At 28.7% G+C, this 13,065-nt stretch carries 16 protein-coding genes and 1 pseudogene; 5 read left to right on the top strand and 12 right to left on the bottom strand.

Annotation, left to right across the window (positions count from 1 at the left end; translation table 11 throughout):
• Positions 1 to 128: 128 nt before the first annotated feature.
• From B5F09_RS02250 to B5F09_RS02230, 5 genes are all read right to left on the bottom strand, one after another.
• Complete coding sequence (locus tag B5F09_RS02250) at positions 129 to 1,418, bottom strand: ABC transporter substrate-binding protein (RefSeq protein WP_239404211.1); 1,290 nt, start codon at positions 1,416 to 1,418, stop codon at positions 129 to 131.
• On the bottom strand, positions 1,411 to 2,085 hold the full coding sequence (locus B5F09_RS02245) for a response regulator transcription factor (protein ID WP_087371136.1): 675 nt from the start codon (positions 2,083 to 2,085) through the stop codon (positions 1,411 to 1,413). The genes B5F09_RS02250 and B5F09_RS02245 overlap by 8 nt, the downstream gene beginning before the upstream one ends.
• Positions 2,063 to 3,388 (bottom strand): sensor histidine kinase, encoded by a 1,326-nt coding sequence (locus B5F09_RS02240; RefSeq protein ID WP_087371134.1) that lies wholly within the window; start codon positions 3,386 to 3,388, stop codon positions 2,063 to 2,065. Before B5F09_RS02240 ends, B5F09_RS02245 begins: the two co-directional genes overlap by 23 nt.
• The gene (locus B5F09_RS02235) at positions 3,388 to 4,341 is read right to left on the bottom strand and encodes a sugar ABC transporter substrate-binding protein (RefSeq protein WP_087371131.1); all 954 of its coding nucleotides are present in this window, start codon (positions 4,339 to 4,341) and stop codon (positions 3,388 to 3,390) included. The genes B5F09_RS02240 and B5F09_RS02235 overlap by 1 nt, the downstream gene beginning before the upstream one ends.
• A gap of 213 nt (positions 4,342 to 4,554) precedes the next feature.
• The gene (locus B5F09_RS02230; protein WP_087371128.1) at positions 4,555 to 4,941 is read right to left on the bottom strand and encodes an MATE family efflux transporter; all 387 of its coding nucleotides are present in this window, start codon (positions 4,939 to 4,941) and stop codon (positions 4,555 to 4,557) included.
• A 103-nt stretch (positions 4,942 to 5,044) separates the two neighbouring features.
• Between B5F09_RS02230 and B5F09_RS15105 the strand changes: the two genes are divergently transcribed.
• The gene (locus B5F09_RS15105; RefSeq protein ID WP_239404210.1) at positions 5,045 to 5,353 is read left to right on the top strand and encodes a hypothetical protein; all 309 of its coding nucleotides are present in this window, start codon (positions 5,045 to 5,047) and stop codon (positions 5,351 to 5,353) included.
• 162 nt (positions 5,354 to 5,515) lie between these two features.
• Here B5F09_RS15105 and B5F09_RS02220 read toward each other — a convergent pair.
• Positions 5,516 to 6,514: pseudogene (locus tag B5F09_RS02220) on the bottom strand (aldo/keto reductase).
• Between the two features lie 19 nt (positions 6,515 to 6,533).
• The gene (locus B5F09_RS02215; protein ID WP_087371125.1) at positions 6,534 to 7,289 is read right to left on the bottom strand and encodes an EFR1 family ferrodoxin; all 756 of its coding nucleotides are present in this window, start codon (positions 7,287 to 7,289) and stop codon (positions 6,534 to 6,536) included.
• A gap of 118 nt (positions 7,290 to 7,407) precedes the next feature.
• Between B5F09_RS02215 and B5F09_RS02210 the strand changes: the two genes are divergently transcribed.
• Together B5F09_RS02210 and B5F09_RS02205 are read left to right on the top strand one after the other, a co-directional pair.
• Positions 7,408 to 7,557: a LysR family transcriptional regulator gene (locus tag B5F09_RS02210; RefSeq protein ID WP_087371122.1), complete on the top strand. Its 150-nt coding sequence runs from the start codon at positions 7,408 to 7,410 to the stop codon at positions 7,555 to 7,557.
• Between the two features lie 103 nt (positions 7,558 to 7,660).
• Positions 7,661 to 8,290, top strand: a complete 630-nt coding sequence (locus B5F09_RS02205) for a LysR substrate-binding domain-containing protein (RefSeq protein WP_087371119.1) — start codon at positions 7,661 to 7,663, stop codon at positions 8,288 to 8,290.
• A 45-nt stretch (positions 8,291 to 8,335) separates the two neighbouring features.
• Here B5F09_RS02205 and rpsR read toward each other — a convergent pair whose 3' ends face one another.
• From rpsR to ispD, 5 genes are all read right to left on the bottom strand, one after another.
• Positions 8,336 to 8,566, bottom strand: a complete 231-nt coding sequence (rpsR, locus tag B5F09_RS02200) for a 30S ribosomal protein S18 (protein WP_087299785.1) — start codon at positions 8,564 to 8,566, stop codon at positions 8,336 to 8,338.
• Between the two features lie 17 nt (positions 8,567 to 8,583).
• Positions 8,584 to 9,048, bottom strand: a complete 465-nt coding sequence (gene ssb / locus B5F09_RS02195) for a single-stranded DNA-binding protein (RefSeq protein WP_087371116.1) — start codon at positions 9,046 to 9,048, stop codon at positions 8,584 to 8,586.
• A gap of 12 nt (positions 9,049 to 9,060) precedes the next feature.
• A complete protein-coding gene (rpsF, locus tag B5F09_RS02190) occupies positions 9,061 to 9,342 on the bottom strand; it encodes a 30S ribosomal protein S6 (RefSeq protein ID WP_087299788.1) in 282 nt (93 codons plus the stop codon).
• Between the two features lie 135 nt (positions 9,343 to 9,477).
• Positions 9,478 to 10,809 carry a glycoside hydrolase family 3 N-terminal domain-containing protein gene (locus B5F09_RS02185; protein ID WP_087371114.1) on the bottom strand — a complete coding sequence of 444 codons (1,332 nt, stop codon included), beginning with the start codon at positions 10,807 to 10,809 and terminating at the stop codon, positions 9,478 to 9,480.
• A complete protein-coding gene (gene ispD, locus B5F09_RS02180; protein ID WP_087371111.1) occupies positions 10,806 to 11,444 on the bottom strand; it encodes a 2-C-methyl-D-erythritol 4-phosphate cytidylyltransferase in 639 nt (212 codons plus the stop codon). Before ispD ends, B5F09_RS02185 begins: the two co-directional genes overlap by 4 nt.
• 102 nt (positions 11,445 to 11,546) lie before the next feature.
• Here ispD and B5F09_RS02175 point away from each other — a divergent pair, with 102 nt between their 5' ends.
• Complete coding sequence (locus tag B5F09_RS02175) at positions 11,547 to 12,485, top strand: Na/Pi symporter (RefSeq protein WP_343283894.1); 939 nt, start codon at positions 11,547 to 11,549, stop codon at positions 12,483 to 12,485.
• Positions 12,485 to 13,063, top strand: a complete 579-nt coding sequence (locus B5F09_RS02170) for a DedA family protein (RefSeq protein ID WP_087371105.1) — start codon at positions 12,485 to 12,487, stop codon at positions 13,061 to 13,063. Before B5F09_RS02175 ends, B5F09_RS02170 begins: the two co-directional genes overlap by 1 nt.
• The last annotated feature ends 2 nt before the right edge of the window (positions 13,064 to 13,065 follow it).

The raw sequence follows: 13,065 nt of genomic DNA, 5'->3' as shown, positions 1-13,065 counted from the left end.
TCTTTCGACACTTAAATTCTATCAATAAAACTCATTCATTCCATCTGTCTATTGTCACATTTTATTAATGACAATCAACAGATTATTAGTATGACAATTGTCATATAAAAAAAGAGAATAGTTACAAACTATTCTCTTAAAAATTCATTAACTTCATTTTGTAAAGACATTAATGATAAATCTAAATCTTGCCAATTTCTCATAATGTTTTGAATTTGAGTATCCATCATACTTAATGCCGAATTATATTTTCTAAATTGATTTTGACTTATTGTATTTTGCATAACCTCATTTAATAAACTTAAATCAACTTGTGTATCTCCTAATTCTTCATCACTCAACATATTTAAAGCTTTTGAAGATTGGATAACAGTTTTTAAAGATGATATTCCTTGCGAATAACGGAATAAATTTTCTTGAGATTCTTGATCATACGTTAACATTTTTAAAAATTCCCAGGCTTTTTTTTCATAAGAGGTACGTGAAGAAATTCCCATTAATAAAGATGACACTTCACTTCCAGTTTTTTGAGTTATCCCTGGCATTTTAACACAATCCCATTCAAACTGTGAATATTTTTTTACTTTATATGGATAAGGTTTGTAAGTTCGATATTCTGCAAAAGTCATTGGTGCAAATGCAACTTTACCAGTATCAAAATCCTGAGAGGTAACTGTGTAACCTTGATTTAGTTCCGTTAATCTTTGTGCAAAAGATAAAGCACTCTTTACAGATTCCTGGCTTAAATAACACTCATCTCCATCATCATCAAATAAATTAATTTCATGACTATAAATTGAATCTAGCCAATCATAATTATAACAACCATACTGATCAATTTGTCCATCGTTATTAGTATCCTTTGTAATCTGTTTACAAATTTCATAAAAATCATCTAATGTCCAGTTATTATCGGGAATCTCTATATTTTCATTTTTTAGCAACGTTTTATTGACGAACATTAATGTCGGATTACTTTCGTATGGTAATGCATACTGATCACCATGATATTTTCCCGTATCCAAAGCACTTTCATAATAATCATCTTTATTAAATTGTGTATCCTGCTGGATTAAATAATCCAAATCCTTTAAAGCTCCCAGAGCACTTAAAGTATTGAAATCTTCACTTAATATCATAAATACATCTGGTTCTTCCCCTTTAAGATATTGCGAAGATAGCCATTGTGAATAATCATCTTTTATAATTCCGCTTTCATATTCAACATTAACCATTGGATATTTTTTTTCAAATCTCTCAATAACCTGATCAATAATTTGATAACAATCACCATTAGGCACATTCCAATTACTTCCTGCAAAAATACCAATCTTTAATGTTATTTTTTGAGGTTGCCAAATAATTAATAAAACACATACTACAGCTAATAAAATACAAATAATTTTTTTCTTATTCATTATTTAAATCCCTCGTTGTTAATCCGGTCTGAACAGCCCAAATAGCTAACTGAGTACGATCTCTTAAATTTAACTTTGACAATATTGAACTCAAATAATTTCTTACTGTTCCCTCTGATAAAAAGAGTTTTTGAGCAATCTCTTTATTAGATAAACCAAATGCAACCTGCTGAATAACTCGCCATTCAGGTTGATTGATATCCTGAATAGCTTCTTCGTCAACTTGAATAGCTAAATTATTTTGCGACATCTTTGAAAACATACTAAATACTTTAGTAGCAATATCCGGGTTAATCATTGCTCCTCCACTATTTACTGTTAAAATAGCTTGATATAACTCATCCATTCCTACTCCCTTCAACAGATAACCACTAGCACCGTATTTTAAAGCGCTAAAAACAAAATCATCATCATCAAAAGTTGTTAAAATAATAATTTTTGTTTCAGGATATTTTTCTTTGACAACTTTAGTACAATATACCCCATCCATACCTGGCATTCTAATATCCATCAAAATAATATCTACTTTTTCTCGTTCTAAAATTTTTAATACTTCAAATCCATCCACTGCAGTGGCAACTACTTGAATATCTTCGTGAGTCCCTAAAACTATTTTCAGTGATTCTCTTATTAATTCTTGATCATCAGCTATTACTACTTTCACCATATTTTTCTCCCCTTTGTATTGGTATTTTGACAATTGTTAAAAATCCATTATCACCTGCAAAATAAATTTCACCATTGATAATAGCTACCCTTTCTTTCATTTGAGTTAATCCAAAACCATATTTAATATTTTTACACCCAGCCCCGTTATCTTGTATCTTTAGGTATAAAAAATCCATCTCCTGATAAATATCAATACCGACAAATGTTGCATGTCCATGTCTTAAAGCATTAGTGATACATTCTTGAATGATACGAAATAAGATATCCTCTTTATTTTTTTCAAAATCAATATTATTTAATTGATAATTTAGTTCAATCGTTAAATCGCTTACACTAGAAAACTCATCTATCATCCGCTCAATAGCTTCTTTAAAACTATGCTCTTCTAATGCTCCTGGACGAAGTTTATTTAATGAATTACGTACATCTTTTATTCCCTGACGTACAACCTTAGAAATAACCTCTAATTGTTGCTTAGTAGCTTGAGGATTAATTTCAATCATTGCTAAACAAGCATCTATTCCCGCAGCAATCCCCGTTAATGCATGACCTAAAGTATCATGTATTTCTCTTGCCAAACGTTTTCTTTCATTATTTTCACCTATTTTTTCAGTTATTGCAGCATAATTTTGTAATTCTTTATTCACTTGATTAATCATATTTAATTCTTCACTAATATGTTCATTTTCTTGAATTTCATCTGCAAGATAAACAATCATGAAACTAATAAACAAAATTATATTAATTGTTTCTAAACATGCTTTGACAATCATAAATACACCAGAAATATTAGATCCATAGACTTGAAAATAGTCATTGACACTTACCATTGGAAACATTGCTGAAAAAACATCATAACTAGATATTAGATATACAATAACCAATATCACCATGAACCATTTAGAATATCTACCATCTTTTAAATGAAAAATACAATCACAAAATACTAAAAATAAAATTCCATTATATCCCATATATATACTATAAATTAATGCAAAACTTACTATTATCTCGATAATGCTATAAAAAATATTCATATACTTATGAGTGGTAACATTCTCATTACGACCATACATAATAAAAATTAAAATACCATAAAGAAATAATGAACCAAAAAAAACTTTTAAAGGATGATGAGGTATGTAATCAATATTATCTAAAAAGTCTCTTGATAATTGTGATAAAATAATATAACGAGTGGTTAAAAGAATCACAGTTCCGTAAAAAAGAACGATTATTAGATTTAATATTGACATTGTATTATGTAAAATCGACAATGTTTTACGATGTGAATAAATCATTATTGCCACCCCGTTTCATCATAAAAGGAAATATTTTCCTTATTAATTAAATTTACTGGAATAATAATTTCTTCTTCAATATCTTTGCCTGACAATAATTCGTACATCTTTTTGCCAGCGATATTTCCAATTGAAATTGGTGATTGTGCAACAGTCCCTGCTACCATTTCATTGCTATTAATCAACGACTTTAAATCTGGTGTCCCATCTATACCATAAACTATAACATCATTAATATGGCGTGATTCTAAAGCTGCTAATGCCCCCAATGCACTAGGATCATTCAAAGCCATTACAACATCAACATTGCTATTTTTATCTAGCATTTCTTCCATCAAAGGCATTGCTAATTCTAATTGTCCCTCACATTCTCCTTCATCAATAACCTGATATTGTGAATTTCCACTAATTGTATCTAAAAAACCGTCAATACGATCTTTGGCAGATTTGACATTTGTATGCTTTAATAACATAATTTGTGCCGAATCCATTTTTTTCATCATATCACGTGCACATTGTACGCCTGCATCATAATTATCAGAAACTATTGTACTATCTACTAACCGCGGATTTTCAACAGGAGCATCTACTATAATAACAGGTATTCCTGCTTCATGTGCCGCTTTTAATGCGGGCGTGATTTTTTGTGAATCAATAGGATTTATAAAAATGCCATCAACTTGCCTATCAATGAATGAATAAATTTGTTCAATTTGTTTATCAACATCTAAAGCCGGATTACGAACTAAAAGTTGATCTTCATGTTGTTCAATAACCTTTATTAATTCATTATTAATAACTTCATAAAAAGGGTTATTCATTGTCATATACGTTACTCCAAAAACTCGATTTTGGGTTGATGGTGACTGATATTCCTTATAAATCAATGTTGTAATTAAAGCAACTATTAAAATAATGACAATGTATACTGATTTACGATTAATTTTTTTCATCCTTTTCACCTACTTTTTTTATTCTACCACGATAATATTACATAAACAATCTAACTACATTCTCGATTATCAATATATTTCAATTATACTAACTATTTTCTAATAAAAAAAGGATTTAAAACTGTCTTTAATAAGATTAGATTAAACCCTGAAATATAGATTAATTATTAATAACTATAGTGTTTTTACATTATAATTTTTAAATGCTTTTTTTTAAAGATATGGATAAAGACAAACAACTAATAGAATTGAAGTTCCCCAACATAATGGATTAATATAAATCATTCCTTGAAAACCTAATGGATAAACTAAAAAATATGTTCCTAAACAACGAACAATTATTTCAAGAATTCCAACTCCAAGAGGTACTGATGATTCACCAACCCCGGTTAAAACAAAACGAACAATAAAGTTTATACCTAAAATAAAATAACAAAACGATGTAAAAGAAATATATTGAACTCCTAAAGAAATAATATGTAGTTCATTTTTATTTACGAATAAAGTCATAAATTCACTACTAAAAAAGTGTGCTAATACAGCGACTATTAAACTTAATAAAACTGTAATCTTTAAAGTATCTTTAGCTCCTTTTTTAATACGATTATATGAATTATTACTATAATTTTGTGCTGTAGAAGATGCTTTAGAAAAGACATATCAGCAAATCATCGATGTAGCTTATTTTATTATTCCTACATCAATGGAAAAACAAGTTAAAGATTTTGCATTATCTCATAATTTAATAATCTATTGTTTAAAGGAATCTGTTTGTCAAATTAATGTTCGAGAAAATCATCCTATTCTAAATGATTTTTCTAAGGAAAGACTTTGGAATTATCCATTTATTAATTTTATTAACCAAAGACCTGGCGCTTATGACACTTATCAAAAATATATTAATCCACATAAAACTATCGAAGTTGATCACCATTCTTTGCGTAGTAAGATTGTTAGTGAAACTGATGCTTTTTCAATTGGAATTCCAATGAGCAATAAAGAAAAGAGGTAATTACATATAGTTGGTATTCCTACTCCTGAATTAAAAATGAAGATTTATGAAATACGCAGACAAAATGATAAGAATAATACTTTATTAAATCAATATCGACATATCATTGAAGAAAATTTGTTAAGTTTATAAAAGCCTCACATTGAGGCTTTTAATAATAGATTACTTTTTAGATTTATTTTTTGCTCCTAAATACACTGGTCCTATTTTCATCTTATTTAATACATCATCAATTTTATTAACTTCATCTTTAGTAAGCTCTATTTTACAACTATCAAAATTTTCTTTTAGTCGTTCTAATTTTCTACTTCCTGGAATTGGGACAATATCTATGTCTTTATTTTCCATCCATGCTAAAGAAATTTATCCCATTGTAGCATGTTTTTCATCTGCAAGTTGTTGAAGATATGATAATAGTTCTTTAGATTCTTCATAGCCATCTTTAGTAAATTGAGGCATTAAATTTCTAAAATCACTTTGATCCTCTTTTATTTTTTCACCATGATAAGTGCCTGTTAAAAAGCCATTCGCCATTGGTGAAAACGCTACAAATGTAACTCCTAGTTCTTTACAAGTATCAAAAATCTTTTCTTCATCTCTTGCCATCATTGAATATCTATTTTGAATTGCGCTAACTGGAAAAACTTTATGTGCTCTTCTTAGCGTTTCTTCATCCACTTGTGAAATTCCCCATGCTTTAATTTTTCCTTCTAAATATAATTCTTTCATTGTTTTAGCGACAGTTTCAATTTGTGTATTAGGATCAATACTATGTAAATAATATAAATCTACATAGTCAGTTTGTAATCTTTTTAAACTTTCATTCAATGTTTTTTTAATTGTTTCAGGTCTTGCATCTAAAGTTCTTTTACCATCAATCATTGTAATTCCACATTTAGTAGCGATAACTACTTTATGACGAATATCTTTCAAAGCTTCGCCAACAACTTCTTCATTATAAGCAATTGTTCCATCAGGATATACTCCAGTATATCTTTGAGCTGTATCAAAAAAAGTATATCCTAAATCATATGCCTTAAGAATTATTTTAACTGCTTCCTGCTTTTCAATCGGTTTGCCATAAGCGTGGGTAAATTCCATACACCCTAGACCAACTGGACTAATTTCTATATCTGTGTTTCCTAATTTTACTGTTTTCATATATTAAACATCTCCTTTACTATTGTTGATTAGCTTTAATTATTTCTGAAATTTTAATATTTTCATTAATAAATCTTGCTTCTGGATTTTTATCAGAAAGTGAAGTATAAATAGCTTTTCTTGGACAATGATGCGCACATGCTAAACAAAATTCACACTGATTAGATTTACGTTTAGCTTTTTTATCCTGTAAATTAAAATTTCCTATCGGACAAACAAGTGTACACATACCACAGCCTATACATTTATCTTCATTAACTGTAATCTGTGAACCATCATTAACATTATCTGGTCTACGACTTGCCATCTCATATAACTCTCTGCCTTTTTGTGTTGGTACAGGTATATAATGTTTCCTTTCGTGAATCTCATCCTTAATGTGTTTTAATTGTAAATCAATCTTCTTATCGATTGCTTTTTGCTCATTCATATCAAATGATGGGATATAATTATCAACCATCTGTAAAGTATGAACATAACCAAGATGTACTTTCTGACTTTTAGCATAATAGTAAGCCCATTCTCCTGCGACACTATCATTCATTCCATAAGTTAAAATCAGATATAAATATTCTGTTTTAAATTTTGCTTTATCTAAAAATCTTCTGACAATTTTAGGTAGTTCACCACCATAAACCGGTGCTACAATGCCTATTGTTTCATCTTTATAACTTAATTCTGTTTTCTTCAATTCTTGAACAATACTTATCGGATGTTGATCTAATTGTTTAGCAATATATAGACAATTACCAGTCGCAGTAAAATAAAATATCATTTTATTGACCTCCTTTCCTCTTCTCGTTTATATTTTACTTTTGATTTTTTTAAAAGTATAATATCAATATAGAATATAATTATACGTAAATTGCATAGTTTTTAAGGGAGAATATTTCATGGAATTACATCAATTAGAATGTCTTGTCACAGTTGCAGAAGCTGGAACTATTTCTAAAGCAGCTGAAATTTTAATGTTTTCACAACCTGCATTAACACGTGCTATCCAAAGCCTTGAAGATGAACTAGGTTATCCACTATTTGATTGAGTTAAAAATCGTCTTAAGTTAAACGATACTGGCGAACTAGCAGTTAAATACGCTAGAAAAGTTTTAGAAGATAAAGATTTGATGTTAAAAAATCTAGCAGCATATCAAAAAAAATAAACAATGTATTTCTATTGGAGCATGTGCACCAGCTCCATTATGGGGATTAAAGCAAATCTTTCTAAAACAATATCCTGATATAAAAATTAATTCTACTATCAGTGAAGATAACATTGAATTAATAGAAGCTTTTAATAATCATGCGTTTTCTATTCTTATCCTCGATTATCCAATTAATGAAAAAAATATAATTTCTACTAAATTATTTAGCGAGACTTTATATATAGCAGTAAGACCAGATGACCCATTATCCCACTATAAATCAATTACATTTGAACAATTAAACGGAACTAATATTCTTCTTTTATCAAAAACAGGATACTGGAGTGAAATCTGTAATGAAAAACTATCTGAATCTTTGATGCTTGTTCAAGAAGACATTGATGCTTACAACGCTTTATTAAAAGCCTCTTCTTTACCTACTTTTAGAACAAACATTACAATTCCTAAATTTAAAAAGATTGAAGATAGAGTCTATATACCAATATCTGATAAAGAGGCAACTTTATCATTCTATGCTATATACAATAAAAATGATCATGATAGATATAGTATAATAGAAAATGAAATTCGTAATGTTCCTTGGCATTTATATCGAAATGAAGAATCATTTTAGAATACAAAAAAACCTCGATAAATCGAGGTTTTTAATATCTAATTATTATTCACCAACATATGGTAATAAAGCCATTTGACGAGCACGTTTGATAGCTGTAGCTAATTGTCTTTGATATTTAGCGCTTGTACCAGTTACACGTCTTGGAATAATTTTACCGTTAGCTGAGATAAATCTTTTTAATAATTCAACATCTTTATAATCGATGTAAGTAATTTTGTTTTTTGTGAAGTAGCAAACTTTTCTTCTACCCATTCTTTGTTTTCTAAATGCCATTTTTTTAGCTCCTTTCATTAAAACTGAATATCATCTTCCATGATATCAAAAGTATTCAATGAATTATCAAATTCTTTTTCTAATTCAACTGTTTTCATATCATAGAAATTATCATTATTTTGTGGTTGTTGCTGCATTTGAGCTTGATTTCTCTCTCTAGCAGCTTTTGTTTCTAAAAATTGAACACTATCACAGATAACCTCAGTTACATAAACTCTTTGTCCCTGTTGGTTATCATAACTACGAGTTTGTATTCTTCCTTCAACTCCAACTAGACTTCCTTTAGAACAATATCTTTCCACATTTTCTGCTGGTTTACGCCAAACAACGCAGTTAATAAAATCTGCTTGTTGTTGTCCATCTCTAGAAGTAAAATTACGATTTACTGCTAAAGTAAATGAAGTAACCGCATCACCTTGGGGTGTTCTTCTTAATTCAGGATCTCTAGTCATGCGTCCGACAAGAACTACTCTATTAATCATCGATAATGCCTCCTATCTACGAAGTGTTAAATGACGTAATACAGATGCATTAATGTTTGATAAACGTTCAAATTCAGCGATATCAGCTCCACTGCAAGTTGTATCAACAACTACATAGTAACCTTTTTTGTAGTCTTTGATTTCATAAGCTAAATCACGTAAACCCCATTCGTTAACGTTATCTACTGTTCCACCATTAGCTGTTAAGACACCTTTGAAATATTCAATTAACTTATTTCTAGCATCTTCTTCAACGTCAGGTTTTACAATAAACATAATTTCATACTTGTTCATCTTTTATACCTCCTATGGTCTATCGGCTTATTTCTTTTTGAATAAGCAGGCAGTAAATTAATATTTTTACATGCTTAGTTATAATAGCACAACTTTTTAAACAAAGCAATAATTTGTTTGATTAAATCATCTTTTTTAAATAATATCTAAGCTGTCTTTCCATGCTATAACTCTTAAAACTGAAAGATCTAATTCATTTAAACATAGCTCATCATTATTTATTGCTGCTATAAGACTTTCAAAATAGATCTGTGGTCTACTTGTCATAATTAAATCATTACCAGCTTTTATAGCTTTAATCACTATTTCACTATCATTTCCAAATTCATTATTATTTAAATCAGTAACGTCATCAGTCATAATAACCCCATTATATTTTAAATCTTCCCTTAGAAGATCATGAATATCTTTAGATAAAGTAGCGGGATTTTGATTATCGACACTATCAATAATATTATTAGTTACTAATATACTATTAGCTCCAGCTTCAATACCAGCTTTAAACGGTAATAAATCATTATTTTTTAAACTATTAAAATCTCGACTATCATGATAAGTTCCACCACTACCAGGAGCACTTCCATAACCAGGAAAATGTTTTAAAACACTACCCATTTTTATATTACTCATAGCCATTACAACATTTCTTACATAATTACTAGTTGCATCAGCATCCACTCCAAATGAGCGTCTATAAATATAATCATCTTCATTTGTTGCAACATCAGCTACTGGTGCTAAATTAACATTTATTCCAAATTCTTTTAGATATTCTGATTTTTCTGTCGCATCACTTATTATTGAATCCATTCCTCCTGATTTATAAACATCTTGAGGTAATCTAAAACGGTTATCTCGCAAATATTTACTGACACGAACTACAGAACCACCTTCTTCATCTACAGCAATAATCATTGGGTATTTGGCATTGCTTTGATATCTTTCAATATTTTCAATTACTTCATTTCGAGATTTATTGGCAAAATCATCTTCAAATAATACACAGCCACTCATTGTTTGATCGGTTAATAAGTTTTTTGAATCTAATACTAATAACAATTGACCAGCTTTATCTTCAATGGTCATTGCTTGTACTATATTTGATAATTCCTTTCGTTTATCTAAACTAATATCAGCATTGATAATTTTATTTTCGGTAACCTTACTATTTATTATCTCATATTCACTTTTAATATCACCAGTATAACTAATTGTAATATCATTACCAAAAATCAAATTTTTTGAATCATTTAAAAGGGACTTATCTAATTTATATTCACTATTTTTATCATCTCTAATTGTAACTGTATCCTTAGAGACACTTATTATTTGAGCCGTAATTCGATTAATTATTATATTTGAATCTTTATCCATCAGTAATAAATACTGGTAATAACCAGCTCCAGTAATTAAACCTATTAAAACAACAATAATAATCAATTTACTTATTATTTTAGCTTTTGTCATTTTAAATCCTCTGGAGTAGTAATTTTAATATTTTCATAGCTTCCACAAACAGCCATTACAGGTACTTCAGTAAACTTTTCTACTAATGAAGCATCATCTGTTGCCTCGTATTTTTCATCTTTAGCTCTTTGATAACACTCTTTAATTAAACCAGCTTTAAAAGCCTGTGGTGTTTGAGCTTGCATTAATAAATTTCTAGGTAGTGTTTCAACCACTTTACCATCCTGGCATAACTTAATTGTATCTTTAACAGGAACCATTAATAAACAAGCATCATTATTAATTAAACATTCTAATAAACTATCAATATTATCGATTGTTAAATAGGGTCTTGCTCCATCATGAATCAAGACGATCTTTTGATTAACTACCTGCAAACCATTATAAACACTATCTTGTCTTTCTTTACCACCGAAAACATAAACAATTCGCTTGTCATTAACCAATTCTTTAATCTCATTAATTTCATCTTCCTTAGTCACTACTACAATTTGTTTACATCTTTGATCTTGAAGAAATACCGACATCGTCATTTCGTAGACTGTTTTATCATTAAATCGATATAACATCTTATTATAGCTAAGGCCACTACGACTACCTTTTCCAGCACACAATACAATTGCACTATAATCCATTTTCTCACTCCCTTTTAGATTATTGTATCATTTAATGATTATCTTGAAAATAAACATTATCTATCAACTAATTAATATAATTTAATAAAAAGGGTGTGATCAATCATTAAAAATATAATTGGTTTTATTTTAAGTTTAGGTGTTTTCCTTTTTAGTATGCACATTCTATCAACTAGCTTAGATACCTTAGCAAATGATAAATTAAAAAAAATCTTATATCATCTATCGGCAAATAAATATGTAGGCGTTTTAACCGGTACTTTAATTACCGCCATCATCCACAGTTCTTCAACGATGACTATTATTCTTATTGGTTTGCTTAATAGTCATTTAATTTCTTTGTATCAAGCTACCTGGATTGTTTTAGGCGCTAATATCGGTACAACAGTTACTGGTTTAATGATTGCTTTGGATTTGGGTCAATCAGCGATTTATCTTTGTATTATTGGTTTTATCCTCATGTTTTTTAAAAACAAAATAACATACTTGGGCCGATTATTAATGGCCTTAGGTTTGATTTTTTTAGCCATGGATGCAATGTCACTTTCTCTTGCCCCAATTCAAAAATCTACTTTTTTCATGAACTTATTTTCTCAATTAAATAATCCTTTAATAGCTATTTTAGCTGGAACTTTATTTACAGCAATCATTCAAAGTTCTACTGCTTCAGTTGGAGTTTTACAAACAATCTATAAAAAAGGATTAATCAGTTTTAATATGGCAACCAATGTTATTTATGGTCAGAATATTGGTACTTGTATTACAGCTTTTTTAAGTTCTATTAATGGTAATCCCAACGCTAAACGATTAAGTGTCATTCATGTTTTGATCAATATTATTGGTACATTAGTTTTTGTAGTGGCATCTTATTTTATTCCTTTTGTTTCTTTTATCGAAAATTTAACTTCAAACTATTCAATGCAAATAGCATATATGCATACATTTTTTAATCTAGCTTCAACAATTTTATTTTTACCATTTGATTCTTGTTTAATCTATCTTGCTTATAAAATTATTCCCATAACCAAAGGAGAGAAATAATGTTAACTAGCTTTATAGAATTTATTAATCTTTATGGTTATAAAGCCATTTTAGTATTAATTACTTTAGAAAATATTTTCCCACCAATTCCTTGTGAATTGATTTTAACTTTTAGTGGTTTTTTAACTACAATTTCCAATCTTGATCCTCCGGGTGTAATTATTGTTGCTACTTTAGGTTCTTATTTAGGAGCTGTTATATTATATTTCTGTGGTTATTTAATTGATTATAATCGTTTAATTTCTTTTTTGACTAATAAACTTCATTTTAATAATGACTCTGTATATCGTTCAATCAACTGGTTTGATAAATATGGTAAGATTATTGTTTTTCTAGGAAGATTAATTCCAATTATTCGTTCTTTAATATCAATTCCAGCGGGAATTACTAAAATGAATTTTTTTAATTTTTCTATTTATACAATTATTGGTAGTTTGATTTGGAATGCTGTTTTAGTATATTTTGGGATTTTTTTAGGTGATAACTGGCAACTAATTAGTTTTTATTTACAACGTTATTCTATTATCATTGTTTTTATATTAATTATTATTTTTATAGTAAAAAAGGTAAGAACTTAAAT

It is taken from the genome of Erysipelatoclostridium sp. An173 (assembly GCF_002160495.1).
Taxonomy (GTDB): Bacteria; Bacillota_I; Bacilli_A; order Erysipelotrichales; family Coprobacillaceae; genus Thomasclavelia; species Thomasclavelia merdavium.
Note: the sequence above shows the minus strand (reverse complement) of the source record. Positions and strands in the feature narration are given on the sequence as shown.